Annotated in this window: 25 protein-coding genes, 2 tRNA genes and 2 pseudogenes; 13 read left to right on the top strand and 16 right to left on the bottom strand. The window is 70.4% G+C overall.

Translation table 11 applies throughout. The features are described from left to right. Nucleotides 1-2 precede the first annotated feature (2 nt). On the top strand, nt 3-278 hold the full coding sequence (locus ACFHWT_RS00785; RefSeq protein WP_416592663.1) for a hypothetical protein: 276 nt from the start codon (nt 3-5) through the stop codon (nt 276-278). Here the strand turns inward: ACFHWT_RS00785 and ACFHWT_RS00780 are convergent. Next, nucleotides 243-2,357 (bottom strand): prolyl oligopeptidase family serine peptidase, encoded by a 2,115-nt coding sequence (locus tag ACFHWT_RS00780; RefSeq protein WP_416592662.1) that lies wholly within the window; start codon nt 2,355-2,357, stop codon nt 243-245. The genes ACFHWT_RS00785 and ACFHWT_RS00780 overlap by 36 nt on opposite strands. Before the next feature lie 266 nt (nt 2,358-2,623). Between ACFHWT_RS00780 and ACFHWT_RS00775 the strand changes: the two genes are divergently transcribed. After that, a complete protein-coding gene (locus ACFHWT_RS00775) occupies nt 2,624-4,216 on the top strand; it encodes a restriction endonuclease (RefSeq protein WP_416592661.1) in 1,593 nt (530 codons plus the stop codon). Between the two features lie 19 nt (nt 4,217-4,235). Here ACFHWT_RS00775 and ACFHWT_RS00770 read toward each other — a convergent pair whose 3' ends face one another. Beyond that, nucleotides 4,236-5,492 (bottom strand): FAD-binding protein, encoded by a 1,257-nt coding sequence (locus ACFHWT_RS00770; protein WP_416592660.1) that lies wholly within the window; start codon nt 5,490-5,492, stop codon nt 4,236-4,238. 76 nt (nt 5,493-5,568) lie between these two features. On the opposite strand from ACFHWT_RS00770, the gene ACFHWT_RS00765 reads away from it, so the two are divergent. Continuing rightward, on the top strand, nt 5,569-6,573 hold the full coding sequence (locus ACFHWT_RS00765; RefSeq protein ID WP_416592659.1) for a 2-hydroxyacid dehydrogenase: 1,005 nt from the start codon (nt 5,569-5,571) through the stop codon (nt 6,571-6,573). 410 nt (nt 6,574-6,983) lie between these two features. Here ACFHWT_RS00765 and ACFHWT_RS00760 read toward each other — a convergent pair. After that, nucleotides 6,984-7,379, bottom strand: a pseudogene (locus ACFHWT_RS00760) (GtrA family protein); the annotation flags it as partial. Nucleotides 7,380-7,987: 608 nt separating this feature from the next. Beyond that, nucleotides 7,988-8,257: a glycosyltransferase family 39 protein gene (locus ACFHWT_RS00755; protein ID WP_416592658.1), complete on the bottom strand. Its 270-nt coding sequence runs from the start codon at nt 8,255-8,257 to the stop codon at nt 7,988-7,990. A 539-nt stretch (nt 8,258-8,796) separates the two neighbouring features. On the opposite strand from ACFHWT_RS00755, the gene ACFHWT_RS00750 reads away from it, so the two are divergent. The 3 genes from ACFHWT_RS00750 to ACFHWT_RS00740 all read left to right on the top strand — a co-directional run bounded on the left by ACFHWT_RS00750 (nt 8,797) and on the right by ACFHWT_RS00740 (nt 10,524). Continuing rightward, a complete protein-coding gene (locus tag ACFHWT_RS00750) occupies nt 8,797-9,618 on the top strand; it encodes an alpha/beta fold hydrolase (RefSeq protein ID WP_416592657.1) in 822 nt (273 codons plus the stop codon). Between the two features lie 214 nt (nt 9,619-9,832). Continuing rightward, on the top strand, nt 9,833-10,231 hold the full coding sequence (locus ACFHWT_RS00745; RefSeq protein WP_416592656.1) for an AAC(3) family N-acetyltransferase: 399 nt from the start codon (nt 9,833-9,835) through the stop codon (nt 10,229-10,231). A 216-nt stretch (nt 10,232-10,447) separates the two neighbouring features. Then, nucleotides 10,448-10,524: transfer RNA gene (locus ACFHWT_RS00740), tRNA-Ile, on the top strand. Between the two features lie 30 nt (nt 10,525-10,554). Here the strand turns inward: ACFHWT_RS00740 and ACFHWT_RS00735 are convergent. Then, the gene (locus tag ACFHWT_RS00735; protein WP_416592655.1) at nt 10,555-10,953 is read right to left on the bottom strand and encodes a hypothetical protein; all 399 of its coding nucleotides are present in this window, start codon (nt 10,951-10,953) and stop codon (nt 10,555-10,557) included. On the opposite strand from ACFHWT_RS00735, the gene ACFHWT_RS00730 reads away from it, so the two are divergent. Beyond that, nucleotides 10,940-11,227: a hypothetical protein gene (locus ACFHWT_RS00730; protein WP_416592654.1), complete on the top strand. Its 288-nt coding sequence runs from the start codon at nt 10,940-10,942 to the stop codon at nt 11,225-11,227. The two genes, ACFHWT_RS00735 and ACFHWT_RS00730, sit on opposite strands and share 14 nt — an antisense overlap. Further along, on the top strand, nt 11,215-11,715 hold the full coding sequence (locus ACFHWT_RS00725) for a hypothetical protein (RefSeq protein ID WP_416592653.1): 501 nt from the start codon (nt 11,215-11,217) through the stop codon (nt 11,713-11,715). Before ACFHWT_RS00730 ends, ACFHWT_RS00725 begins: the two co-directional genes overlap by 13 nt. Before the next feature lie 12 nt (nt 11,716-11,727). Here ACFHWT_RS00725 and ACFHWT_RS00720 read toward each other — a convergent pair whose 3' ends face one another. Beyond that, nucleotides 11,728-12,408, bottom strand: coding sequence for a TetR/AcrR family transcriptional regulator C-terminal domain-containing protein (locus ACFHWT_RS00720; protein WP_416592652.1), 681 nt, complete (start codon nt 12,406-12,408; stop codon nt 11,728-11,730). A 113-nt stretch (nt 12,409-12,521) separates the two neighbouring features. Between ACFHWT_RS00720 and ACFHWT_RS00715 the strand changes: the two genes are divergently transcribed. Beyond that, nucleotides 12,522-13,256, top strand: a complete 735-nt coding sequence (locus tag ACFHWT_RS00715) for an NAD(P)-dependent oxidoreductase (protein WP_416592651.1) — start codon at nt 12,522-12,524, stop codon at nt 13,254-13,256. Here the strand turns inward: ACFHWT_RS00715 and ACFHWT_RS00710 are convergent. Genes ACFHWT_RS00710 through ACFHWT_RS00700 form a run of 3 tightly spaced genes read right to left on the bottom strand, consistent with a single transcriptional unit; the run spans nt 13,201 to nt 14,796 of the window. Further along, nucleotides 13,201-13,722 (bottom strand): CHAT domain-containing protein, encoded by a 522-nt coding sequence (locus ACFHWT_RS00710; protein ID WP_416592650.1) that lies wholly within the window; start codon nt 13,720-13,722, stop codon nt 13,201-13,203. The genes ACFHWT_RS00715 and ACFHWT_RS00710 overlap by 56 nt on opposite strands. A 40-nt stretch (nt 13,723-13,762) precedes the next feature. Further along, on the bottom strand, nt 13,763-14,170 hold the full coding sequence (locus ACFHWT_RS00705; RefSeq protein WP_416592649.1) for a hypothetical protein: 408 nt from the start codon (nt 14,168-14,170) through the stop codon (nt 13,763-13,765). Nucleotides 14,171-14,172: 2 nt separating this feature from the next. Continuing rightward, nucleotides 14,173-14,796, bottom strand: a complete 624-nt coding sequence (locus tag ACFHWT_RS00700; RefSeq protein ID WP_416592648.1) for a hypothetical protein — start codon at nt 14,794-14,796, stop codon at nt 14,173-14,175. A gap of 624 nt (nt 14,797-15,420) precedes the next feature. Between ACFHWT_RS00700 and ACFHWT_RS00695 the strand changes: the two genes are divergently transcribed. Further along, a complete protein-coding gene (locus ACFHWT_RS00695; protein WP_416592647.1) occupies nt 15,421-16,152 on the top strand; it encodes a hypothetical protein in 732 nt (243 codons plus the stop codon). Between the two features lie 175 nt (nt 16,153-16,327). After that, nucleotides 16,328-17,185 (top strand): alpha/beta hydrolase family protein, encoded by an 858-nt coding sequence (locus ACFHWT_RS00690; protein ID WP_416592646.1) that lies wholly within the window; start codon nt 16,328-16,330, stop codon nt 17,183-17,185. Between the two features lie 39 nt (nt 17,186-17,224). Here ACFHWT_RS00690 and ACFHWT_RS00685 read toward each other — a convergent pair whose 3' ends face one another. Then, a complete protein-coding gene (locus tag ACFHWT_RS00685; RefSeq protein ID WP_416592645.1) occupies nt 17,225-17,866 on the bottom strand; it encodes a QsdR family transcriptional regulator in 642 nt (213 codons plus the stop codon). 244 nt (nt 17,867-18,110) lie between these two features. Here ACFHWT_RS00685 and ACFHWT_RS00680 point away from each other — a divergent pair, with 244 nt between their 5' ends. Then, on the top strand, nt 18,111-19,016 hold the full coding sequence (locus tag ACFHWT_RS00680; protein ID WP_416592644.1) for a bile acid:sodium symporter family protein: 906 nt from the start codon (nt 18,111-18,113) through the stop codon (nt 19,014-19,016). An 86-nt stretch (nt 19,017-19,102) separates the two neighbouring features. Here the strand turns inward: ACFHWT_RS00680 and ACFHWT_RS00675 are convergent. Both ACFHWT_RS00675 and ACFHWT_RS00670 read right to left on the bottom strand, forming a co-directional pair. Continuing rightward, nucleotides 19,103-20,337 (bottom strand): annotated as a pseudogene (locus tag ACFHWT_RS00675) (FAD-dependent oxidoreductase). A gap of 9 nt (nt 20,338-20,346) precedes the next feature. Next, nucleotides 20,347-20,419: transfer RNA gene (locus ACFHWT_RS00670), tRNA-Asn, on the bottom strand. A gap of 324 nt (nt 20,420-20,743) precedes the next feature. Here ACFHWT_RS00670 and ACFHWT_RS00665 point away from each other — a divergent pair. Next, nucleotides 20,744-21,100 carry a hypothetical protein gene (locus tag ACFHWT_RS00665; RefSeq protein ID WP_416592643.1) on the top strand — a complete coding sequence of 119 codons (357 nt, stop codon included), beginning with the start codon at nt 20,744-20,746 and terminating at the stop codon, nt 21,098-21,100. Nucleotides 21,101-21,219: 119 nt separating this feature from the next. On the opposite strand, the gene ACFHWT_RS00660 is transcribed toward ACFHWT_RS00665, so the two are convergent. The 4 genes from ACFHWT_RS00660 to ACFHWT_RS00645 form a co-directional block, all read right to left on the bottom strand. Further along, nucleotides 21,220-22,230 carry a sugar phosphate isomerase/epimerase family protein gene (locus ACFHWT_RS00660; RefSeq protein ID WP_416592642.1) on the bottom strand — a complete coding sequence of 337 codons (1,011 nt, stop codon included), beginning with the start codon at nt 22,228-22,230 and terminating at the stop codon, nt 21,220-21,222. Between the two features lie 355 nt (nt 22,231-22,585). Then, nucleotides 22,586-23,491: a sulfotransferase family protein gene (locus ACFHWT_RS00655; RefSeq protein WP_416592641.1), complete on the bottom strand. Its 906-nt coding sequence runs from the start codon at nt 23,489-23,491 to the stop codon at nt 22,586-22,588. A gap of 4 nt (nt 23,492-23,495) precedes the next feature. Continuing rightward, a complete protein-coding gene (locus ACFHWT_RS00650; RefSeq protein WP_416592640.1) occupies nt 23,496-24,605 on the bottom strand; it encodes a sulfotransferase family protein in 1,110 nt (369 codons plus the stop codon). Further along, nucleotides 24,602-25,852, bottom strand: coding sequence for a glycosyltransferase (locus tag ACFHWT_RS00645; protein WP_416592639.1), 1,251 nt, complete (start codon nt 25,850-25,852; stop codon nt 24,602-24,604). The genes ACFHWT_RS00650 and ACFHWT_RS00645 overlap by 4 nt, the downstream gene beginning before the upstream one ends. Between the last annotated feature and the right edge of the window lie 173 nt (nt 25,853-26,025).

The following is a 26,025-nucleotide window of genomic DNA, read 5'->3' as shown; positions in this document are numbered from 1 at the left end:
CCGTGCACGGCGTTCCCGAAGCGCACTTCCCGGCGATCGGGATCGGACTGCTCGCCGTCGCGCTGAGCGCGGTCCTGCTCTGGGGCTGGACGAAACCGTGGCCGGCCCTCGCCGCGATCATCGGCACCGGCATAGTGGTCGAAACCACCGCGCACCTGCTGTGTCCCGGCCGGATCACCAGCGGTCAGTTGACCGTGCTGCTCATCTTCTGGGCGTCCTGCATGGCGGTGGTCACCGTCTTCCTACCTGTTACCGAGCAGTCCCCCGACCGGGTCTGACGCCGCCCGGTCACCGTCCGCCCGGCGCTCACCGGTCAGGGTCCGCCGAACGAACTCCAGCAGCAGTGCCCATTTGAACGCCTGCTGCGCGTTGTCCGCGGCTGCGGAATGCCCACCCTCGACGTTCTCGTGGTAGGTGACGTCGTGGCCGTACTCGCGCAGCCGGGCGACCATCTTGCGGGCATGACCGGGATGGACCCGGTCGTCGCGGGTCGAGGTGAGAAAGAGCGACGGCGGGTACGCCGTACCCCGTCGGATGTTCTGGTACGGCGAGTACTCCCGCAGAAACGCCCAGTCCGCCGGATCGTCGGGGTCACCGTACTCGGCCATCCAGGAGGCTCCAGCCAGCAGCTTGTGATACCGGTGCATGTCCAGCAGCGGCACCTGCCCGACGACCGCGCCGAACAGCTCCGGGCAGCGGGTCAACATCACGCCCATCAGCAGCCCGCCGTTGCTGCCGCCGTAGGCGCCGAGCCGGTCCGGGCTGGACAGTCCACGGGCGACCAGGTCGGTGGCGACGGCGGCGAAGTCCTCGTACGCGCGGAGCCGGTTCTCCCGCAGCGCGGCGGTGTGCCAGCGCGGTCCGTACTCACCGCCGCCCCGGATGTTGGCGACCACGAAGCTGCCGCCCCGGGCCAGCCAGCCGGCACCGACGACGCCGCTGTAGGTCGGGGTCCAGGCGATCTCGAAACCCCCGTACCCGGTCATCAGGGTGAGCCCGGCCGCCGGTCCGGGCGGGCTGGTCTCGCCCGGTGTGACCAGGAAGTACGGCACCTCGGTGCCGTCGGCGGAGACGGCGAAGAACTGCCGGACGGTCATCTGTTCGGCGTCGAAGAAGGCCGGACCGGTCTTGACCGGCCGCGTCGGGCCGTCGACGGTGCCGTGCAGCAGCGTCGGTGGCCGGATGAACCCGGCGGTGTGCAGCAGGAACTCGTCACCCCGGTCCGGCTCGGTGTCGGCCACGTCGGTGTGGTCGAATCCGCCGGCTTCGGGCAGCGTGCGCCGCCGCCAGCCGTCGTCGCCGGGGGTCAGTACGGTGATCTCGCTACGGACGTCGGTCAGGGTGACCAGCAGCAGATGGTTGCGGGTCCAGGCGTGGTAGCTGTAGGCGGAGCGCTCGGTCGGCTCGAAGATCGTGGTCAGCTCCCGTTTGCCGGCCAGAAACTCGTCGACCGGGGTGACCAGCACCGCGCCGGCCGGGTAGGTGACGTCACCGGCCAGCCAGTCGCTGCGCAGCTCGATCAGCAGCCACTGCCGGTGCAGGTCGATCTCGGCGTCCGAGGGCACGTCGACCAGGCCCCAACCGCCGTCGGGCCGCAGCAGGTAGGTCCGGTTACGAAAGAACTCGGTACGCCGTACCGCCAGATCGCGCTCGTAGCCGGCGGTCGGGTCGTGCACCACGGAGACGGTGACGTCGTCGACCTCGCCGGCGAACGCCAGCGGGGCGTCGGCCAGTGCGGTGCCGCGCTGCCAGCGCCGGATGGTCCGCGGATAGCCGGAGTTGGTGACGGTGCCGGGCCCGAAGTCGGTGCCCACGTAGATGTGGTCGCGGTCGATCCAGCAGACGGTGCTCTTCGCCTCCGCGACGATGAAACCATCGGGTACGAAGTCGCGGGTGGTCAGGTCGAACTCGCGGACCACCGCGGCGTCCGATCCGCCCTGGGACAGCACCACCAGGCACCGGTCGTACCCGGGCCGCAGCACGTGGGCACCCTTCCAGACCCAGCTCTCCCCTTCGACCCGGGCGAGTTCGTCGAGGTCGAGCAGGATCTCCCAGCTCGGCTGCGGCCGACGGAACTCGTCGAGGGTGGCCCGCCGCCACATTCCCCGGGGATGTCCGGCGTCCTGCCAGAAGTTGTAGAGGTGGTCACCGCGCCAGGTCGGGTCGGGGATCTTGTCGGCGGAGTCGAGCACCTGCTTGATCTGGTCCCGCAGCTGGGTGAACCCCGGCTCGGCGGTCCAGCCGGCGGTGGTCTCCGCGTTGCGGTCGCGGACCCAGTCCAGGGCAGCGTCACCGAGCACCTCCTCCAACCAGAGGTACGGATCGCCGCCGTGCGACACCCGGCCGTCCATCACCATCCGTCTGTCCTCCCCCGCCCCCGGCCCGCTCTGCGGGGGTACGCACCAGGATAGGCAAACTCGTCGTACCGCACCGCCCAGCAGAGGGTGCCGTCCCAAGGCCGGCCGCGAACGTCGCCGCCGGAAGCTGGACACTGGACGCTACCGTGACGGTCGGACAAGATTGACGCACGTCCAACGTGCAGACGTGCGACCGGTGATCCGTCCGGGCCGGGTGGCGCGGACGGATGGGGCGGGAGTGGACCGGCGACGATCGGGGCTGACAGATGAGCAGCATGCAGGAGGCGCAGCGGGCACACGCCCAGCAGGTGCACGCCCAGCACCGGGCCCAGGCCTTCGCGTACCGTCAGCATCAGCAGATGGTCTGGGAGGCGGAGAACGCCCGGCAGGCCGCCGAGCAGGCCGCCGCCGAGGACGAACGCCAACGCAAGCGTCTCTACACCGAGGCCCGTGCGGCGAAGGTCGCGGCGGCCAACGCGAACCTGCGGTCGCGGGTGGCCGAGCTGGAGGAGCTGCTCGCCGACACCCTGGCCGTCGACGATCACATCGACCTCGAACGGCTCAAGCGCAGCAGCACCCCACCACCGTTCGACCCCGGTGACCTCGCCGTACCGCTGGCCGCACCGCAGTGGTCCGATTTCGCCCCGCCGGAGCCGGCCGGTCTGGGCCGGATGTTCGGCGGCGAGGTCCGCCACCAGCAGCAGGTCGCCGAGGCGCGACAGGTGTTCGAGCAGGCCACCGCGAAACACGAGGCGGCGGAGGCGCAGCGGCGCCGCCGGCTGGCCGCAGCCGAGGAGAAGTACCGTCAGCAGTGCGAGAAGCTGGCCGCCAAGATCACCGCGCACAACGCGGCGATCGACCGGTTCTCCGCCGTCTTCGCCGCCGCCGACCCGAAGGCCGTCGTCGAGTACTTCGGGCTGGTGCTCGGAAATTCCGTCTACCCGGACGACTTTCCGCAGCGTTACCGGCTGGCCTACCTGCCCGAGTCCCGTCAGTTGGTGGTCGAGTACCACCTGCCGGCGGTGGAGGTCGTCCCCCGGATCCGGGAATACCGTTACCAGCCGGCCGACGACGAGGTGACGGCGGTCGGCCGGTCGGCGACCGAAATCGCCGATCGGTACGCCGACCTCATCACCCAGATCACCCTGCGTACGGTGCACGAGTTGTACGAGGCGGACCGCACCAGGCTGCTGGAGACCGTCTGTCTCAACGGCATCGTCGAACGGATCGATCCGGCCACCGGCCGACCGGCCCGGCCCTGCCTGGTCAGTCTGCGTACCACCCGGGACGAGTTCGTGGCGATCAACCTGGCCAACGTCGACCCGGCTGCCTGCCTGCGCCGGCTCGGCGCACGGATCTCCGCCCATCCGGTGGATCTGGCACCGGTGGCCGCCGTGGTCGAGTTCGACCAGGTCGACAAGCGGTTCGCCGACGAGATCGACGTCCTCGCCGACCTGGACCAGCGACCGGACCTGCTGACCATGCCGGCCGACCAGTTCGAGCAGCTGATCGCCGACCTGTTCACCAAGCTCGGGCTGCAGATGCGCCAGGTGCGCACGACAGCCGACGGCACGGTGGAGTGTATGGCGCACGATCCCCGCCCGTTGTTCGGCGGCACGGTCGTCGTGCTGGCTCGGCGCGGCGGCGGCACCGTGGACGTGTCGGCGGTCCGCGACCTGTTCGGCGTCGTCCAGGCGGAGAACGCCTCGAACGGCATCCTGGTGACCACCGCCGCGTACACTTCGGCGGCCTTCGACTTCGCTTCCGGCAAGCCGTTGGAGCTGATCGACGGCTCGGCGCTGCTGCACATGCTCGCCGAGGACGGTGGGGTCAAGGCCCGCATCGACCGCCGGGCCTGAGCCGGCGACCGTCAGGGGGTCAGCGGGGAAAGTACCGGTCCAGGAAGTCGTTGTGGAACACCCCGGCCGGGTCGTAGCGGACCAGCAGGTCGGCGAAGTCGTCCCACCGCGAATACCTGCCGGCGAGTTCGTCCCGGCCGATGCCGAACAGCTTGCCCCAGTGCGGTCGGGGGGCGTACGGCGCCAGCGTCTGCTCGACCGCGGCGATCACCGGCGTCACCGCCGTCGCATCCGCGACCCAGGTGAAGTGGATCGCGACGCTGTCCCGCGCGTGGTTCATGCTCAGCCACAGTTCGTCGGCGGCGACGGTACGGACCTCGCAGACCTGCAGCACGGGCGCGACCCGGTCGCGGATCCGGGCCACCGCGTCGAGGGCGTCGACCACGTCGCCGACCGCTACCAGGTATTCCGACTGTAGTTCGGCACCGCTGCTCGGGGTGAAGTCGAGCCGGAAGTGCGGCAACCTGGTGTGCCACGGACCGGCCACCCCCAGCTGGCTGGTGCAGTTCTCCACCGGCATCCCGGGCACCGGGTGGCGGGGGCCGTCGGCGGCGGCGAGCCCCAACCTGTCGGCGTCGACCGGCGGATGGTCGTGGTCGGTGCGCCGTTTCACCCACACCTGGTCGATACCGGTCCCGGTCCAGTCGGTGAACATGCTGACGCTGTAGCCGCTGGCCTGGAGCTGCTCCCATCCGGCGGTGAGCCCGTCGCGGGACAGCCCGTGGTAAACGTACTGGGCCACGTCGAAGGTCGGCTCGATCGCCAGGGTGACGCTGGTGACCACGCCCAGCCCGCCGAGACCGACCACCGCGCCAGCGAAATCGGGATGGGACTGGTCCAGCCGGACCAGGTCTCCGTTGGCGGTCACCAGCTCCACCGCACGTACGGCGGTCGCGAGGTTGCCGTTGCCCCGCCCGGAGCCGTGGGTGGCGGTCGCGCAGGCACCGGCGACCGAGATGTGCGGCAGCGAGGCCAGGTTGTGCAGCGCGTAGCCGTGGGCGTGCAGGTACTCGGCAAGCTCGCCGTAGCGGACGCCGCCGCCGGCGGTGACCGTCGACGTCTCGGAGTCGACCGTCACCTCGGCAGGCAGGCCGGCGAGCGAGACGAGATCTCCGTCAGTGTCGGCGACCCGGTTGAACGAGTGCCCGGTGCCGAGCGCCCGCAGCCGGGTCGATCTGCCCACGACCTGTCGCAGTTCGTCGACGGTGGTCGGGCGGTGGATGTGACGCGCGGCAAAGGTGACGTTACGCGCCCAGTTGGTGACCGATACGGTCATCAGCCGTTCTCCTCTCGCCGACCCGCCTCACCGTACCCTGGTCCAGCGGAGCTACGGTCGCGCCGGAGGAGGTCCCATGCGGGTGGCGGTGTTCAGTACCAAGCCGTACGACAAGCGGTTCCTAGCCGCCGCGAACGCCGAGACCGGTCACGACCTGGTGTTCCTGGAGCCGAGGTTGTCGGCGGAGACCGCACCGTTGGCCGATGGCTGCGACGCGGTCTGCGCGTTCGTCAACGACGACCTCAGCGCCCCGGTGCTGGAGACGCTGGCCGGCGGCGGGGTCCGGCTGGTCGCGCTGCGCTCGGCCGGGTTCAACCATGTCGATCTGGCCACCGCGCGCCGGCTCGGGCTGACCGTCACCCGGGTGCCGGGCTATTCGCCGTACGCGGTCGCGGAGCACTGTGCCGGGCTGATCCTGGCACTCAACCGCAAGATCCACCGGGCCTACAACCGGGTCCGGGAGCACAACTTCGCCCTCAACGGGCTGCTCGGCTTCGACCTGCACGGCCGGACCGTCGGCGTCGTCGGCACCGGCAAGATCGGCGTCCGGTTCATTCGAATCATGGCCGGGTTCGGCTGCCGGGTACTCGCCGCCGACCCGTACCCGTCGGACGAGGCCGTCGCCGCTGGCGCCAGTTACGTCGCGCTGCCGACGCTGCTCGCCGAGTCGGACATCGTCACCCTGCACTGTCCACTCACCCCCGACACCCATCACCTGATCGACGAGGAACGGATCGCGCAGATGCGCGACGGCGTGATGCTGATCAACACCAGCCGGGGCGCGCTGGTCGACACCGCCGCCGTGATCCGTGGCCTGAAGAGCGGCAAGATCGGCCATCTGGGCCTTGACGTGTACGAGGAGGAGGCCGATCTGTTCTTCGAGGACCTGTCCGACCAGATGCTGCGTGACGACCTGTTCTCCCGGCTGGTCACCTTCCCCAACGTGCTGATCACCGGCCATCAGGCGTTCTTCACCGAGGAGGCGCTGCACAACATCGCCACCACCACCATCGGCAGCCTGACCGCGTACGAGCGGAAGGGCACACCGGCAGACATCCAGCCCGACGCTCTGGTCCGCTGAGCCCGGAGCAGCGGCCCGTACTGCAGTGATCACCATGCGCGGTTGCGCCACCGCCCGGGCCAGTTGATAGCTTGCCTCGTTGTCCGTCCGATGTGCGCCCTCAGGTGCAGGGCCCGAGCGATCCGCCGTCGGCATGCACGGGGGGGGTGACTTTCGGGTGTCCGATGACGTTACGGGGCAGGCAGCTCGGGGGCACACTCGCGGCAGCGGTTACGTCGGCGACCGGGCGCACGCCTTGCGGACGTTGTTCCCGGCCGCTGCCGCCAACCGGACGGTACGGCCGCCGATGACCGGGCAAGGGCAGTCGGCACGGCTGGTCACAGCGTCGGCGGTACCAGCGCCGGAGCCGACGGCGGCAGGGACGCGATTCGGCGGGCGGCGCCGGCGTCTGCCGGCGCTGTCGCGTCGAACTACCGGGCCCGGCAGCGCCGGAACACCCAGTCGCGCAGCAGGAGAAAGCGCAGCACGGTGGCGGCGAGGTTCGCCAGCACCAGCACCGTCAGTTCGACGGCCCGGCCGGCGGCGGGGGCGACGCTGTCGAGCGCGGCCAGCGACCCGCTGGTCAGCGCCAGGCCGACGACGAACACCGCCAGCCCTTGCAGGTGGTGCCGCGCGATCCGGCCACGCCCGCTGACACCGAAGGTGAACCTGCGGTTCGCGGCCGTGTTGCCGACCGCGGTGACCAGCAGGGCCAGCAGGTTCGCGGACTGTGCGCTCAGGCCGGACCGCAGCGCCGCGAAGATCACGACGTACGCCAGGGTGCTCGCCACTCCGACTCCGGCGAACCGGATCAGCTGCCCGGTGAGCCGGTTGGCCAGCAGTAACGCGACCGCCGCGCCCGCGCCGACCACGGCTACCGCGACCCGCAGCCAGGACTGCCAGTCGGCGCTGCGGCTGAGCAATGTCCACGACCAGGCGGCGGTGGCCGCCACCGTCACGGCGAGCAGGACCCGTGCCGGGAGGTGACGCCGACGGTGCCACAACGTCACCGCGCCCATGCCGACCAGCGCACCGACCGCCGGGGCGAGCGCCACCGTGTAGTACGCGTGGTAGATGCCGACCATCAGGCTGAACACCAGGCCGGTGGTGAGCAGCCATCCGCCACAAAGAAGGAATCCGCGCGCACCCGGTCGGTGCGGGCGGCCCGTCCGCGCAGGGCGAGCCCGGCGATCAGCAGCATCAGCGCCGCCGGCAGCAGCCAGGCGATCTGGCCGCCGTTGTCGGCGTCGAACAGCCGGGCCAGACCGGTCTGGCCCCAGCCGCCGCCCGGCCCGCCGCCGACGGATCCGACCTGCTCGCCGGTGAGCCGGCCGATGCCGTTGTAGCCAAGGGTCAGCTCGAGGACGTTGTCCGACTGTGAGCCGCCGATGTACGGGCGGTACTGGGCTGGGACGAGTTCGACGATGGCGATCCATCAGCCGGCCGACCCGACGATGGCGACGCCGCCGACCAGCAGCTGCCAGATCCGCCGACGCACCGGGGTCGGCGCCGCGATCAGGTACACCAGGGCGAAGGCCGGGACGACGAGCAGCGCCTGCAGCATCTTGGTGAGGAAGGCGAACCCGATCGCGGTGCCGGCCAGCAGCAGCCACCGGGTGGCGGCCGTCTCCACCGCCCGGACGGTGGCGTAGGCGGCGGCGACCAACCACGAGCTGAGCCCGAACATGCGTACCGACAGGGCCATCAGCCACAGCGACGCCGGCGGCTTGTCGACGGTGATCGCTTTTGCGGCGTCGGAGGATCCGAAAAAGAACGCCGTCCAGCTCTGCGAACCGGCCTGAGCGCCGCCGAATAGTAGGCGTTGGCCCAGCCGGAGGCGTCCAGCCCGGCCAGGTAGAGCACGGCGGTGGCCAGCAGCAGTACGCCCAGGGCCGGCCAGGCCCGGCGCCGGTCGCTACCCAGTCCGGTCGGGCCGGAGCAGACAGTGTCAAAGTCATGGCTGCAGGTTCGGCCAGCCAGCTCGCCGGAGCGTGTACGGCGGCTGTGCGCCGGCTGTGAAGCCGCGGAGGCGGACTCCGGTTCCGGTCACCCGCTGACCACCCGGTCGTCGCCTGCGACGGGCGGACGGTTCCCCGTTCCCGCCGGTTCACACCGGTTATCTTCCCGCGTCCGCGGAGACTCTGCACCTTGACGGATGCTCAGCCCGACCCGACCCGGCCCGGCAGCGCAGCCGGCCGACCAGGCGGCAGGAGCAGGAGCGCACCGAGAGTCAGGAGTGACGCCATGGGGTACCTCACCACGCAGGACGGCACCCAGCTCTACTACAAGGACTGGGGTTCGGGCCCCGCCGTCGTGTTCTCGCACGGCTGGCCGCTGAACGCCGACGCATGGGACGGCCAGCTGCTCTTCCTCGCCCAGCAGGGTTTCCGGGTCATCGCGCACGACCGGCGTGGGCACGGTCGGTCCAGCCAGTCGCCCGAGGGCAACGACATGAACGGCTACGCCGACGACCTCGCTGCGGTGATCGAGGCGCTCGGCCTGACCGACGCGACGCTGATCGGGCACTCCACCGGTGGCGGTGAGGTCGCCCGGTACATCGGCCGGTACGGCACCGGTCGAGTGGCGAAGGTGGTGCTCATCTCTGCCGTACCGCCGATCATGGCGCAGACACCGGACAACCCGGACGGGCTGCCACTGGCCGTGTTCGACGAGATGCGGGCCGGCCTGGCCCACGACCGGGCGCAGTTCTACCAGGACCTGGCGATCAAGTTCTACGGTGTGAACCGGCCAGGTGCCGAGGTTTCCGACGGGATCCTGCACCAGTTCTGGTCGTGGAGCATGCAGGCCGGGCTGTGGAACGCGTACCAGAGTGTGGCTGCGTTCTCGGAGACCGACTTCCGCGACGACCTCGCCGCCTTCGACGTCCCCACACTGGTGATGCAGGGCGACGACGACCAGATCGTGCCGATCAAGAACGCTTCGATGAAGACCGCCCAACTGGTGTCCGGCGCTCAGGAGGTCTACTACCCGGGCGCCCCGCACGGCATCACCGCGACCCACCAGGACCAGGTCAACCAGGATCTGCTCACGTTCCTGAAGAGCTGAGCCGGTGCCGGCCGCGTTCGTCGGCCTGCGGGTGACTTCGTTGCAGTAGCCGAGCGGTCCCGTTCCCGCAGGACCGCTCGGTCCCCCGAATTCGTCTCACACCGCCCGCCGCAGCGGACCGGGCCGAACGCGACGAGTTCGTGACGCGGATGTGTGGCCCAAGATTTCGCGGACGGTGGGTGGCAGATTCACCAGAAGAACCGACCTGACATCGGTGCGGACGGCGGACTGGCCGGACTCCCCGCCGCCCAATTCGCCGGCCACCTGGCACGCTCTACGTGCGGAGCTTGTCGCGTTGGGTCTGCCGGCCGGCGGTATCGTCCTGGTGCACAACTCGTTGCGGGCGATGGGATACCTGTGCGGTGGGCCGATTGCCGTGGTGCAGGCGCTGCACGACGTCCTGACGCCCGACGGAACGCTGGTGGTGCCGAGCCAGACGCCGCAGAACCGGGACCCGGCGCGGTGGGTACGGCAGGTGCCGGCGGACTGGTGGCCGACGATCCGCGAGCACCTGCCGGCCTTCGATCCGGCGGTTCATGACTGCCGGGCCATGGGCATAGTCGCCGAGACCGTACGGACGTGGCCAGGTACGTTCCGTAGTCAGCGTCCCTAGACGTCGTTCGCGGCGGTCGGTTCCCGGGCGGCGGAGCTGATGGCCTGGGACGTGGAAGGCCGGGTCCGACCCGACGGCCGATGCAACGATTATCACCCATGGGCGCCAGTCAGCTACCCAGCGCTTGACCATCGCATTTCACGGTGAAGTAGGAAAATTCGCCTTGGTGCCACTGGCCCGTCACCGCGCACACCGACCGGATAAGATTCCTTCGCCGGGGCGGTAGCTCAGCCGGTCAGAGCAGGGGACTCATAATCCCTCGGTCGCGGGTTCGAGCCCCGCCCGCCCCACCACGTGCAGCGTCCGCGAACCAGATCCAATTCTCAGGGGTTGCCGGATGTCGTCGTGGTGTCATCCGCGTCCACGGGGAGCTGCGCGCCCGGCGACAGCACCACGGCGACGAACAGGACGACCGCCGGGAACCGGAGAGAGGCACGGAGGCGCTCGGGCCGCCGATCCTTGTTCTCGGGGCTATCGGTGACTCGTCGGGGCGGCTGGATCTGGCACCGGTGTGACGGCCACCGAGAGTTGAGCAGGGCTAGCTTGTCTGCGTCGGCGCTGCCGGGTTGAGGGCGATAGACGACCAGAACCATGCCGTCCGTGCCACTCTCAATGAAGCGCGGGGCGTCGCTGTTGGTGCCGACCGCCCCGCGGAACGACGCGACGAGGGCGGTGGCGGCTGCCTCCCAATCCAAGGAGCGGCCTTCGGTGCAGACCGGCACCTCCGGGAACGAGAACGCGGTGATCCTCCCGGCGAGGGAGGGCACTCTGCGAGTGCTGCGCGCCGCCCGGGACGCCGGCGTCCGGCGAGTCGCGCTGACCTCCGCGTTCCACGCGATCGACTGGGGTCACCCGCACCGCGACCAGGCGTTCACCGAGAATGACCGGATCCTGCTGGACGGGCCGGCGTCGATGCGTACGCCAAAAGCAAGACCCTCGCCGAGCGTGACGCGTGGGATTTCGCGGCCGCCGAGGAATCCGGCATGGAACTGGTGACCCTGTGTCCGGTCGCCGTGGTCGGCCCGGTGATGGGCACGGCGTCAACCACATCGTGCAGCGCAGCTGGACGGACGCATGCCGGGTTACCCGAACCTGTACATCCGTTCGTCGACGTGCGCGACGTCGCAGCCGCCCACGTGCCGGCCATGGCCACGCCCGCTGCCGCCGGCCAGCGGTTTCTGCTCTCCGGCGGCCCGGCGATCGCGGTGCAGCAGGTCGGTGCCCTACTGAAGGCCAACCTCGGCGACGCGGCCAGGCGGGTGTCCACCCGAACCAACCCCAATCCCGTCGTGCGGGTGGCGGCCCTGTTCAGCAAGGAGTTCCGGCCCATCGTCGCGGACCTCGGCTACGCCAGGAAGCTTCCAACGACAAGGCCCGCCGCGTGCTGGGGTTCCAGCCGCGCCAGACCGACGAGGCGATTCTCGCCGCCGCCACTACGATGCTCGACACGGGCCTGGTCAAGAAGTGATGGGGTGCCGAGGTGATCCGCCTGCGGGTCACCGCCAGCTTTCCCGTCTCCGCTGCAGACCGTCGAGGATCAGGTCGAGTCCGACATCGAACTCGGCCGCATAAGAGTAGCCGGGTGCCAGCGCCCGGTGGACGATCATCTCGGCGAGATGCGGCAACTCGTCGCGGGGCAGTTGCTCCAGGATCGCGCCCGCCACCTCCGTGACCTCGGCGGACGAGGTGAACGGCAGGCTGAGTTCCTGCAGGGTGAACCCGTAGACGTAGCTGTCCAGCATGGAGAGCGCGTGCGCCGCGCCGGCGACGGAGAATCCACCTGAACGCAGGCAGCCCAGCACCGCGTCGTGGTGGCGCAGGGTAGCCGGGCCGGGGTTGGTCCGGGAGTCCATCAGACCGATCGCCCACGGGTGTCGGATCAGCGCCGCCCGCATCGACGCCGCCCGGTCCCGCATCGCGGCACGCCAGTCGGCTCCGTCCGCCGGTAGATCGATCTCATCGAAAATGAAATCGACCATTCCGTCGAGGATCAGGTCCTTGTTGCGGAAGTGGTGGTAGAGCGACATCGCCTCGACGCCGAGCCGCTGCGCGAGCCGGCGCATGCTCGGCACCCCCGAACCGGCCTCGTCGGCCAGCGCGACCGCTTCGCGCAACACCAACTCCTTGGTGAGCGCGGCACGCCGGTTCGGGGGCAAATCGGCTGGCTCCGTGACCACATGATCCTCCTGCTGTCACCTCTCGGACTACTTGACAACCTTACACCGCAAGGCTGTACCTTACAGCGTAAGCCGAACGCGGATTCGGGGAATCGATAGACGGGAGCGGGACCATGGGACCAGTCGGCACCGACGGAGTCGGCCAGCCAGGTGCCGGCCGGCGGATCTGCATCGTGGGGGCGTCCGGGAAACTCGGGCGGTACATGGTGCAGCATGCGCTGGAGCGCGGATACGAGGTCGTCGCCGTGTGCCGGGAAAAGAGCGTGCCCAAGCTGGCCGAGTTCGACGGGCGGATTACCGTGGTCCCCGGTCCAACCAACTCCCGTACGGTCATCGCCCAAGCGGTGCGCGGTTGCGACGCCGTGCTCACGGTGCTGGTGCCGTGGGGTGTGCAGAACTACGCCTCGGGGACCGCACAGGCGGTGCTCGATTACGCCGAGTCAGGTGCCCGGCTGATCTTCTCCTGCGGTTGGCACATCACCCGCGACGGTCGGGACGTCTACCCCCGAGGGTTCAAGCTTTACACGGCGGTCTTCGGCTTGCTGGCGAAGCTGCTGCGGGTGGTGGACGTCAACGACCAGGTGCAGGCCTGCCGACGGGTCTTCGCCAGCAGCACCGACTGGACCGTCGTGCGCGGCAGCGACCTTGAAGAAGGCGACAGCCAGGGCCTGCCGGTGTGGAGCCGACACGTGGGTGATCCGGTGCTGGCCAGCAACCTGACCCGACGAGTCGACTACGCCCGATTCATGGTGGAGGCAGTGGACGACGACACCCTCATCCGGGAGGCCCCGGCTATCGTCGGTCGGCTGACCCCGTCCGCCCTCGCCCACGCCGGTCGACCGCAGTGACCGGCGCGGCCCAGCCTGCACCGACCACCGCGAACGACGCCCAGTGGCGCAATGGTGATCCGTCGTCGCGCGACCACCGCATCGCCCGCCGCAGCGCCTCCCCCACCGGCACCCCGGAACGGAGAATCCCGTGCAACGCGACCATCAGGTCGGCGGTAGCGGCGGCGTCGACCGGCCACAGTGACACCACTACCGCCCGCGCACCGGCGTACAGGAAGGCCCGGGCCGACCCGAGGCTGCCTTCGTAGCTGCTGCGCCCCCAGCCGGTCCGGCACGCGCTGAGCAGCACCACCTGGCAACTGGTCAGATCCAGCCCGGTGATGTCGTCGGCGCGCAGGTACCCGTCGTCGTCGCCGCTCGGGCTCAGGCAGAGCGCGCCGGGCGTGACGCCGGTGTCGGCACCGTACACCCCGTGGGTAGCGAAGTGGACGACCTCGCATCCGGCCAGCGACGACAGCCGTGGCACCGGTAACCCCGGCGCGATCGGCGTGTCCGGCGGGCTCGGGTTACCGACCGCCAGGATCCGGCGGGCCGGTGCCGCAGGTGTCGGCGAGCTCGACCATGGCGGCAGCCGTCAGCGCCGCCGGCATCCGGACCCCGTCCAGCGGATCCGCCAGGGCCGGCAGGTTCTCCGGAGCCGGAAGCTCGAGACTCGCCGGACCGCCGCTGACTGGCCCGCGGGACCGCAGTCGGCGCAGCAGACTGCGCCCACGCGCCCGCTCGACCGCTTCGAGAGCGCCGGCGACGTCGCCGGCGGCGAGCCGGCACGTCTGCAGCGCACGGTACGCCTGTGCCTGGCTCTCCAGCAGGTCGACATGCTGCCGGTCGTCCACGACGTCACGCCGCACGGCTTCCAGATCGGCGACTGCGTCGAGCAGAAGAGTCTCCGCGTCCGCCAGGTCGCCCGCGATCATGGTCAGCCGGGCGAGGTTGAACCGGGCGGTTCCCCGGGCGTCGAGATCCCCCGGGTCGACCAACCGCACCGACCGCCGGGCCCCGGCCCGGGCCGGGCCAGCCGGCCCGCTCGACCGTCCAGGGCGGCCAGACTGATGGCGGCCAGCGCGGCTAGATGCGGGGTACCGCGGTTGAGCAACTCCTGGTAGACCTGCCGGCCCGCCGCCACGGCCCGCTCATCCTCGCCGATCTCGACCAGCGCCAAGGCCCAGGCCATCTTGGCCTGAAGATACTGTTCGCGTCGCCCGTGGCGCTCGCATAGCTCCATCGCCTGCTCGGCCAGAACCGCTGTCACCGCAGGCTCACCGACCGCCCGGTGGACCAAGGCCGAGGTGATCAGCATGCCGAGACGGACCTGGTCGGCCAGCCGGAGGTCCTCGATCCGGGCGACGAGTTTGTCCGCCTCGGCCAGATCCCGTAACGCGGCCGGGTACTGGGCGAGCCCGCCGAGCGCGACGGCGCGATCGGTCAACGCACTGGCGGTAAAGGCGGGCACGTCCGTCTCTCGGCTGCAGGCCACCGCCCGGCCCACCGCGCCCAGCGTCTCGACCGGTCGCCCCTGGCGCAGCAGAGCCTGAGCGAGCACGCCGTAGGCGAAACTCGCATGTTCCGCAGCCCTGAACGACTCCGCCGCTGCGACCGCCCCCGGACCGCCGCTTCGGCGTCGGCAAACCGGTCCAGCCAGTTCAGGGCATCCGAGCACAGCCACTGAGCCTGCATCCCGTCAACGCGGGCCAGCGGTGTCGACCACCGCGGCCAGGGCGGCAGCAGCGTGAGTGCGCGCAGGCTCGCGTCGAGCTGCGCCGACCGGTCCTCCAGCGCCGCCGCCTGCCGGGCGACCTGGCTCCACAGTGAGCCGGCGAGGATCGGGGCGACCTGCTCCCATACCTGTGCCGCGGACCGGAAGGCGGCGTAGGCCTCAGCCGGTCGCCCGGCCGCGTCCAACGCCTCGGCCCGCCGTCGGACGGCCATCGCCCGCAGCATGTCCCACAGGCCGGGCGTGGGTGACCGGTCACGGTGCCGCATACCGCTGTCTGACGGACCACGAACCGGGGCCATCCGGCGTGCGGCCACCGCTACGCCCGCCAACGGTCACGCGGTCCGTCAGGTAGCGGCATCACGAGTCCACCCAGTGGAAGGAGTACGGCGTTGAGCGACGTCAGCACGCGGATAGCCGCAGTGCTCGCGGCCCGACAGATGGCAGCCGACGGTGCGACTCGTTCTGCGGCTCGGTGACGCGTCGGTCGAATGTCAGCTCCGCCCGGACGGCCGGTATCCCACGGTCGCCGGTGCGGACCGGCCGCCGCGCATCCACCAGGCGACCGCCGATCAGGTGTTCGCGACGGAGCTGACCCGGCTCACGGCCGACGCGCAGTCACGGATCTCCGAGCTCACCGCCGAGCTCACCGTCGGCGCCATCGCGGAACTGATCCGGCAAGGAGGCGACACCGGGCGGCAGGCGGTCCTGCGTCTGCGGCTCGCCGAACAGGAGTTGCGGTTGGGCCGGTTCGGCGCCGCAGTCGACGCGATCGACGACGCCGCGTCCGACGCCATCGACATCGCGGGGCAGGGCGCTCAGCTTGCCGAGTTCCGGCGGCAGCGCGACCGGCTCGTCGAGACCCTGGACCGGGTGGCCGGGCAACTGGCGGAACCCGTCGCCGAGTCCCTCCACGAAGCGGCCGAACTGCTGCGTCGACGCGGTTGCGTCGGTACGCCGGCAGTGCCGGCGTACCGACTCGCCGGCCGGTGTCCAGGGCCGGACGGGGCTGCGACGGCGGTCTCAGGATCCCTGTCCTACCTGGTCAGCGGCGTGGCAATCGGGCTAGCGTCCGGATTGCCCGGCGGGGACGCCCGCGGGTATCCATCGTCACCGACGGTCGTTGCGACCACCCATCGGTCCGGCGACGCGAGCCCGGACGGCGCCCCGGTGATCGCGCGGTGACTCCCGTACGCGAGTGGGAGGACAGATGCATTCATCGTTTCCTGAATCCGAAGACCCGGCGCCGGCAGCCCGGCATTCCGCACATCCACTCAGCCGGCATTCCGCACATCCGCCCACCCGGCGCTCCGTGCACCGGTCCGCGCGGCCGGACCGCGGTCGGCGTCGGGTTCGGGGGGTGCTCGCCGCGGCGACGGCCGCACTGCTGGCGGTCGCCGGGCTCACGTTGATCCCGGACGCGAGCGCCGCCGAGAACCCGTTCGAGCGGGGTCCGGCACCGAGCGCGTCCAGCGTCGCCGCCGCCCGGGGCCCGTTCGCGACGTCCCAGGTGACGGTGTCGTCGCGCGATGCCAGCGGATTCGGCGGCGGCACGATCTATTTCCCGACCAGCGGCGGCGAAGGCACCTTCGGTGGGGTGGCGGTCGCCCCCGGCTTCACCGCGTCCCGGTCGAGCATGGCCTGGTTGGGGCCCCGGCTGGCATCACAGGGATTCGTTGTATTCAATATCGACACCGTTACCCGCTCCGACCAGCCGGCGAGCCGCGGCCGGCAACTTCTCGCCGCGCTGGACTTCCTGGTGGAGCGCAGCCCGGTCCGGGACCGGGTGGACCCGGACCGGCTCGCGGTGATGGGTCACTCGATGGGCGGTGGCGGCGCGCTCGAGGCGGCCGAGACGCGCCCGACATTGCGGGCAGCGATTCCGCTCACCCCGTGGAATTTCAGCAAGAACTGGTCGCAGGTGCAGGTCCCGACGATGGTGATCGGCGCCGAGCGAGACACGATCGCCTCGGTACGATTTCATTCCGAACCATTCTTCGACAGCCTTCCATCCGATCTGGACAAGGCATATCTGGAGCTCAACAACGCCAGCCATTTCGCACCGAACATTCCGAACACCACCATCTCGTCGTTCAGCGTGGCCTGGCTGAAGCGCTTCGTCGACGACGACACCCGCTACGAGCAATTTCTCTGCCCGCCGCCCCGACCTGGTAAAGAGATCTCCGAATATCAGGACTCCTGCGCCCGCGCGTCCTGATCATGCGGTGAGCCCGGCCGACGTTTCCGCCGACCGGGCTCACCGCGCCCCGCTAAACAGGGCCCGCAGCGCCTGTTCGGTCAGGTCGAGGTCCGGCTGCCGGCCGGCGAGCAACTCTGCGTAGATGGCGGACTCGACGATCCGGATGTAGAGGTACGCCAGCGCCTCCGGTGCGGCGTGGTCGGCCAGATCAGGGCCGAGCACGTCGACGAAGATGTCCGCCTGGGCACGGATGAACCGCCGGTGCACCCGGCCCGGCTCGGCGAACAGCACCCGGGCCGCCGTCTCGGGTTCGTCAGCGAGGAACTGCCGGAACGGCGCGGACCGACGCACCGTGGCGGCGTAGCGCATGGTCACCTCGATCACGCCGTCCACCCCGCTGCGGCGACGTGCGCCACGCGCTTCGGCCAGTTGACGACTGCCGAGCCACCACAGAACCTCACCGAGCAGCCGGTCCCGGCTGCCGGTGACCCGGTAGAGCGTCGCCCGGCTGACCGCCAACGCGTCGGCGAGCCCGCCCATGTCGATGGTGCCGTGGCTGAGAAAGTACCGGCCGCCACCGCGTACCACCGTCTCCTCGCTCACCACCCGACGGGGTACCGGGTTCCGGGCGACCGGTATCTGCGCGGTCTTGCCGTTGCCATGTCGCATGCTGCTGGCCGGGCGGACCCGGTAGGCCATTGACCCCATACTTTGGGCACGTTCCGTGATCGCCAACGGTTCAAGGCATCGCCATGATCGACCCGGCCAGCGGATACTTCGCCGACAGTTGGTGACTCCCCGCGATCTACCCGGCTCGGCGGACGGGTAGAACCGCACCGGTCAGGATGGCGGCCCGGTGGATCAAGCAACCGGGAAGAAGCAGCCGACCGATCGGCAATGTAAAGATCCATGCACTTCATGCAAATCGGGAGGCAGGCTTGCCATGAGCAACGATACGGTAGTTCTCCTATTTCCCATCGCCGTGGCGATCATCATGCTCGGACTCGGACTCACCCTGACAATGGAGGACTTCCGCCGAGTCCTGCGATACCCGCGGGCCATGGTGGTCTGCCTGGTCAGCCAGATGCTGGTGCTGCCGGCGCTCTGCCTCGGTCTGGTCTTCGTGCTCGGACTACGCCCCGAACTGGCGGTCGGCATGATGCTGCTCGCCGCCTCACCGGGCGGCAGTACGGCGAGCTTGTACAGTCACCTCTTCAAAGGTGACCTGGCGCTGAACATCTCGCTCACCGCGGTCAACTCGGTGCTGGCGCTGTTCACCCTGCCGGTGATCGTCAACCTGTCCGTGGCCGGGTTCATGGGGTCGGACAGCTCGATCGGGCTCCAGTTCGACAAGGTGATTCAGGTGTTCGCCCTCGTGCTGATCCCGATCTCCATCGGCATGGCGGTCCGGCGGCGGTTCACCAGCCTCGCGATCCGGTTGGAGCGCGCGGTCAAGGTGCTGTCCGTCCTCGTGCTGCTGATGATGATCGCCAGCGTGATCGCCGGTCTCGGCGAAGAGGTGTTCGACGTCCTTGGCGAGATCATCCTCGCCGTCGTGCTGTTCAACCTGCTCAGCATGACGATCGGCTACTTCGGCCCCCGGCTGTTCCGGGTCGGCGAACGCGAGTCGATCGCCTCCGCCTTCGAGATCGGCCTGCACAACGCCAGCCTGTCGATCACCATCGCGATGACCCCGACGCTGCTCGGCAACACGGAGATGGCGATGCCCTCGGTCACGTACGGCTTCGTCATGTTCTTCACCGCCGCTGTCTTCGGCTTCATCGTCGCCCGGCGGGTCCCGGCGGCAGGTGCGACCGCCGAGCGGGCGGTGCCGTCCAGCCGGGTCTGACCCCCGCTGACCGGGATGTGACCGCAGGGGCCCGAAGGTCGGCGCCGGCACCGTAGCGACAGCCCGGTGCCGGCGCCGACCTCTGGTTAGAACCGACGACGACGCAGCACCGCGCCCGCGACCAGCCAGCCGCTGGCAAGTGCACCCTGGATGGACGGGCTGTCGCGATGGTCGCCAGCGACGAAGATGCCGCTGCCGACCTGAGCCGGCGCGCGCAGCGTGCCACCGGCGGCACAGCCGCCGGCAACGCGTCGACGACCGGCACCGTCCGCAGGTGACACCAACCGGTGGTCGAGGTCTGGTACAGCCGCTCCAGTTCGGCCCGGACGACCTCCTCCGGTGGCGTCTCCCGGCCGACGACGGAGGTGGCGATCAGGTGCTGACCGGGCGGTGCGTAGTCCGGTGCCGCCTGGCTGACCACGACGGTGTTCGCGACCGGCCCACGGCGGTGCCCGTCGAGCAGCAGGATCGGCTCGGCCACCGGCGGCCGCTCAGCGGCGTGATAGTAGGTGGTCAGCTGGCGCATCCGTACCGGCCCGACCGACGGGATCAGCCGGGCGGCCGCTGGTGGATCGGTCGCCACGATGATCCACCGGCAACGCAGATCGGTGTGCCGGGTGCGCACCAGGCCAGGCTCGATCGCCGTCACGTCGGTCGCCAGACGGAGCCGGTCGGGTGGCAACGGAGCGGCGACGGCACGGGGCAGGTTGGCCGTTCCGGCGGCCGGCCACCCGATCCGGCCCCGAGCGAAGGATCGCAGAATCATCGCGACGACGTGACTCGACGTTTCCAGGTCGGGGTCGGCGAGCACTCCGGACAGCAATGGTCGCAGCAGTTCGTCGATGATCCGGGCGGAGAGCCCGGCTCGCCGCAACTCGTCCACAGCGCTGGTCTCCGCCCGGCTGAGCAGCCGGTCGGGACTGGTCAGGGCGTACCTCGTCAGCAGCCGACCGAGTCGGAGTCGGTCGGGCAGGGTACCGACGCCAGCACGCAGCGTCGCCGGCGCGGCGAACGGCATCCGCAACGGATGCGCCAGCCGTACCGTGTCGTCGGCCCGCCGGACCAGCACAACCGGAGTGAAGAAGCGCAGGTCGAGACGGTCCAGGTCGACCACATCAGCCAGCCGCGGATAGGCGGTGTTGAGCACCTGGAAGCCACGGTCGAGCCGGAAGCCGTCAACGACGTCGGTAGCGACCCGGCCGCCGATCCGATCGGCCCGGTCGATGAGCAGGTGATCGACGCCGGCTGCGGATAGTCGGCGGGCTGCCGCAAGCCCTGAGAGCCTGGAACCGACGATGACGACCTCCGCCGTGACGGCCATCCGTGGAAGCTCCCCCGTTTGGACTCGAACCAAAAACCTGCCGGTTAACAGCCGGCTGCTCTGCCAATTGAGCTACGGGGGACCGCTGCGTAGCCGGCAGCGGATCTCTCCGGCCGCCTGGCGACGGGACAAGAGTACAGGACGCCACCGCCGGATGGGCGACCGGGTCCACCGTCCCGGACCGGCCGGGTGCACAGCGTGGCCCGCCCGGTCAAGCTCCGATCAGGAGACTACTGAAACGGACAAAAGACCGAGTTGTCTGCGCTGACGCGTAAGAAGGGAGCAGGATGGGTAGACAGCACCAGACAGATGACGAAGGCACGACCGGGTCGCTCATCGGCCAGCCGGCACCGGACCGGACCGACGGCCGACGGGCACACCGGGTCAGGTTACGAAAGGAGCCGCCATGCGCGGAAAACTTTGGTTCATCGGCGGGGTGGCCGTGGGTTTCGTCCTGGGCGCCCGCGCCGGCCGGGAGAAGTACGACGAGCTGGTACTCAACGCACGCAAGGTGATGGACCACCCGACGGTGCAGGAGGCCGCCGGGGTGGCGCAAGCTCAGGCCAACCGGATCTACGCGGAAGGCCGGGAGCGGCTCAGCCACACCCGACTGGGCGAACGTCTCAACGGCCACGACCACCTGACCGCCTCCGACGACAGTCTCGCCAACGCCGGACTGGGCACCGGCGCCTCGGCGGGATCCACCGGTGCGGCGGCATCCGGGACCAAGCCGGGCAAGGGCACCGGGTCCAGCGCCAGCTGACGCCGGCACTCACCGTCGAGATCACGGCGTACGCGTGGGCCGGTCACCCCCGTTGACGGGGGCGACCGGCCCACGGTCGTCCCGGTGCGGTCGCCGCCGTCGGTCCTACGGCGGCCAGGTCAGTCCCGGCTGCTGGAGAACGCCGCGTCGAACGCCGCCGTCGGGGCGTCGAACGCCTGCTGACGGACGAACCGCAACGCCTCGGGGGCGCCGACCAGCCGGTCCATTCCGGCGTCCTCCCACTCGACCGAGATCGGTCCGTCGTAGCCGATCGCGTTGAGTGCCCGGAAACAGTCCTCCCACGGCACGTCGCCGTGCCCGGTGGAGACGAAATCCCAGCCCCGCCGCAGATCTGCCCAGGGCAGGTGGGAGGCGAGCCGGCCGCGCCGACCGTCGCCGGTACGGACCTTCGCGTCCTTGCAGTCGACGTGATAGATCCGGTCGGCGAATTCGAGGATGAAGTTGACCGGGTCCAGTTCCTGCCAGACGAAGTGCGACGGATCCCAGTTGAGGCCGAACGCCGGCCGGTTGCCGATCGCCTCCAGGGTGCGCCGGGTCGTCCAGTAGTCGTAGGCGATCTCGCTCGGGTGCACCTCGTGGGCGAACCTGACCCCGACCTCGTCGAACACGTCGAGGATCGGGTTGAACCGGTCGGCGAAGTCCTGGTAGCCGCGTTCGATCATCTCCGGTGGCACCGGCGGGAACATGGCCAGGGTGTGCCAGATCGACGAGCCGGTGAAGCCGATGACGGTGGAGACGCCGAGCTTCGCGGCGGCCCGGGCGGTGTTTTTGATCTCCTCGGCGGCCCGCTGCCGGACGCCCTCGGGTTCCCCGTCACCCCAGATCCGGGCGGGCAGGATCCCCTGGTGCCGCTCGTCGATCGGGTGGTCGCAGACCGCCTGGCCGACCAGGTGGTTGGAGATCGCGTACACCTTAAGGTTGTACTTGGCCAAGGTCTGCAGCTTGCGCTCGACGTAGTCGTCCTCGGCCAGCGCCCGGTCGACCTCGAAGTGGTCGCCCCAGCAGGCGATCTCCAGGCCGTCGTAGCCCCACTCCGAGGTCAGCCGACACACTTCCTCGAACGGCAGGTCGGCCCACTGGCCGGTGAAGAGCGTGATGGGTCGCGCCATGGTCCTTCTCCCGTTGTCGTCACTGGGATTCCATCCCGCGCCGCAGGTGCGGCGCCTGGTTGGACCGGTGCGAGGTGACGGCCCGATAAGCTACCGGCGTGGAACTGCCCGGCCGTGGTACACCGACCGGTGGTGCGGGCAGCGGACACCGGCCGGCTGGTCACGACAGCATCCGGCACGGTCACCGTGTCGGCGCGGCGCTTCCCGACCGGGCGGGTTGCGCCTCCCGCCCGGACACCGGCCCGGGTACGGGCCTGCCCGCACCACTCTAGGCCGGTTGCCGGCCACCGCGATAGAGGCAGCCGCGATAGAGGCAGCGGGGGTACGACGCCGGCGGGGTACGAGCCCGGCGAGGTCAGTAACCCCATTCAGCGAGCGGCTTCTCCAGCACCCGGTCCACCGCGGCCAACTGCTCCGGGCTCAGTTCCCGGTGGTACGCCGCCCCGCGACCGCTGTGGAACTCGTACCGGCGGAAGCCACGGTCGAACGCGGGCGACCAGTCGAGGCCGAGAAAGTCCAGCATCCGGGCTACTTCGTCGCGCGGGGCGACCAGCAGGTCCTCGTACCGTACGTCCAGCCACTGGCCGGCCGGGTGGCTGGCGCGGGCCTCGGCGAACGCGGCCATCAGCATCTTCCAGCCGAGCGCGGCCAGCACCGGAAATGACCGGTCGGCTTCCTCCCACTCGGCCCGCAGGTCGGCCGGCAGCGGGCCGAGGAACCAGTTGTCCGGCCCACGCCAGCCGTCCCACCAGCCCATCTGCAGCCACGAGTTGGCCACCGCCCGTCCGTCGCGGACCACGTTGACCACCCGCAGATCCGGGTACGCGGCGTGCAGCCAACCGGTGCGGGGCCAGCCGGTGACGTGTTGCAGCAGCACCTGGCAGCCCTGCCGCTCGACCCGGCGGTCGAAGAAGGCGCGCAGCCGCTGGCCCACGTACGGCGTGAGGTCGTCGGCGCGCAGGTCCCGGCACGGCCTGGAGTAGCCGGCCATCACCTGCCGGTCGATCAGCCGGTACGCCTCGGACGGCGCCACCCGCAGCCGGCCGCGTTCCAGCAGGCGACGGCTGTGCCCGAGCGAGGTCATGCCGGCCGGCCGGGGCGTCGAGCGGCGGTAGAGCCGGCCATTGCGGCGACCGGCCAGGTTGAGCCGGGGCAGCTTGTCGTCCAGGCCGGACACGAAACCGACGGCCGGGTGCCGGGCCAGGATCTCCTGGACGAGGGTCGATCCGCACCGTCCGGTGCCCACGACGACGGACAGCATCGGGTCAGCCTTCCTTGCTCGGTGTCGTGGCGGTGACCGGCCCGCCCTGGGCCCTGGCCGGGGGCACGGCCGGGGCCGGGGGTGCTGTGGGTCGCCGTACCGGGTAGCCGAAGCGGCGCAGCAGCGGCAGCGTCACCGCAGTGACCACCGCGAACGACCGGCCGGGCAGCGCCCGGACCCATTCGGCGTCGTCGCTGACCGGGACCGCTCCGGTACGGTGCCGTGCCGGATTGCCCGCCACCGAATGGGTGGGGGCCAGAGTGACCCGGCCTTCGGCGTCCACCGGCAGCCCGGCCGGATCCAGCCCGGCGAACAGCGCGATCCGGCGCAGCTCACCGGCTGGGTCGACGACCACGTCCTCGTAGCGGACCCGCAGGTAGCGGTCGGGTCCGGCGGCTTCGAAGAATCGCGCGGTGGCGGCGTTCCACACCCGCCACAGCAGAGCCGCCTTCCACACCGGTGGGCGGCTCATCAGCTTGCGGTCCGCCGCGCCGTCCAGTCCGCGTCGGCGGCGCCAGGAGAAGGCGGTGCCGCGCGGGTCCCGGACCAGGTGCAGCACCCGCAGGTCGATGCCGGGCAGGTCACGCAGCAACGCACCGTACGGTGGCAGCTTCGACGAGTCGACCACCACCACCGGCCCGTCGCCGCTGCGGCTCACCTGGCGGGCGACCGCCGGATAGACCGCCGCGATCGCGGCGTCGTCGGCGTGGTGCGGCACGGCCCGCCGTCCGGCACCGGCTCGGCGCAGCATGGCTGGCAGGTCCCGCATCCGCAGCCTGGTCCGCAGTCGTCGGGCGATGCCGGCGGCATCCGGGCCGGCAGCCGAGGCCGGACCGGCAGCGGCCGCCAGCTCGGCGGTGACCGCCTGCCAGACCGGGCAGGCGTCGAACGGCGCGCCGCAGCCGCAGGGACGGTTGTCGAGCATCCCGCGCTGCCAGAGGTAGCGCAGCTCGCCGGCGGCGAAACAGCCGTCCAGCTGTCCCAGGACGGTGGTGATCAGGGTGCTGCCGCTGCGACCGCTGCCGGCCAGGTAGAGCACCCGGACCGGAGGGCTCGACGGGCCGGGCGTACCGGCGGCGGAGGGCGTGCCGGCGGCGGAGGGTGCGCCGGTCATCGTCGGGTTCCGGCCGGGGCGGTCAACGCCGCAGCCAAATAGGCGTCGCGGAGCCGGTTCAGGTGCAGTTCGGGCGTGAAGTCACGGTCGATTTTGTCCCGGGCGGCCCGGCCCATCGCGTACGCCCGGTCGGGGTCGGCGACCAACCTGCCCAACGCGTCGCCGAGCGCCACCGGGTCGTCGGCCGGGACGGTCTCCCCGTCGACGCCGGGACTGATCAGCTCCGGCAACCCGCCGAGGTCGGTGCTAACCACCGGCACGCCGCAGGCGAACGCCTCGAGCACCGCCATCGGCTGATTCTCGTGCCAACGAGACGGCACCGCGACCGCCGCCGAAGACCTGATCAGCTCATGCAGCCGAGACTTGTCCAGCCGGCCGTGGAACCGCACCCGACCGGGTGCCACCCGGTCGGCGAGGGCACGGACCGCGGGCAGGGCGGGGCCGTCGCCGGCCACGTGGACGGGCACCTGCCGGGGCAGCCGGGCGACCGCCTCGACCAGCGTGTCCACTCCCTTCTCGGCGGAGATCCGGCCGGCGAAGACCACTCCCCCGCCCGGCGAGTCCTTGACCGCCACGGCAGCCGTGTCCACGAAGTGGTTGATCACCTGTAGCCGGTCCGGGTAGACGCCGGCCCGGCGCATCACGTCGGCGAGGAACCGGCTGGGACTGACGAACACCCCCACCGGACCGTAGGCCCGTGACTGCCTGTGTATCCATGACTCCACAGCGAGTAGCGTACTGGCGGATGCCGATCCGTCCTTGCACCTGCGCCGCGCGGCGTGTAGCGGGCCTCCATCGACGCACTTCGTACAGACTTTGCCCTGGTCCAGCAGCTGGTAGCTGGGGCAGGCGAGCTTGTAGTCGTGCATGGTGAGCACGCACGGCACCCCGGCGTCGCGGGCGGCGGCAAGCACCGAGGGGGAGAGCTGGTGGTAGATGTTGTGCAGGTGGATCACGTCCGGCCCGAAATCGTCGATCACCCGGGCCAGGCCGCGGCGGCTCGCCGGCGACCAGATCATCCGGCCGGCGGCGGCCAGCCGGGGGCGCAGCCCGCGCGGCGCCGGTTCCAGCTCGACGTGCGGCGGGAAGTGCCGGGCGTACGGCAACGGCCGGTCGTTGTCCGGGTGGGTCATCCCGAAGTACGCCACCTCGTCGCCAGCGGCGCGCTGCAGATCGGCGAGGTCGATCAGATACCCCTCGGCGCCACCCCGACGGTACAGAAACTTGTTCACATGGAGGACACGCATCAGTCCGGCCCGCTCGCTCGATACCGGGGTGTGGCCACCCGGTTATGGTGGCGCAGGGCTCCCGCCCTGGCTGCTGCCTCACGCTATGCACCCACGCCGGGTTAGTCCAGTACCGAATCGCCAACTAGCTGATCGGATGATCTTGTGTGGCTGACCAGCCTGCGTTCTGGCGT

The organism is Micromonospora sp. LOL_021 (genome assembly GCF_048060215.1).
Taxonomy (GTDB): Bacteria; Actinomycetota; Actinomycetes; order Mycobacteriales; family Micromonosporaceae; genus Micromonospora_E.
The sequence above is the reverse complement of the archived record's forward strand: the minus strand, read 5'-3'. Positions and strand labels throughout refer to the sequence as shown.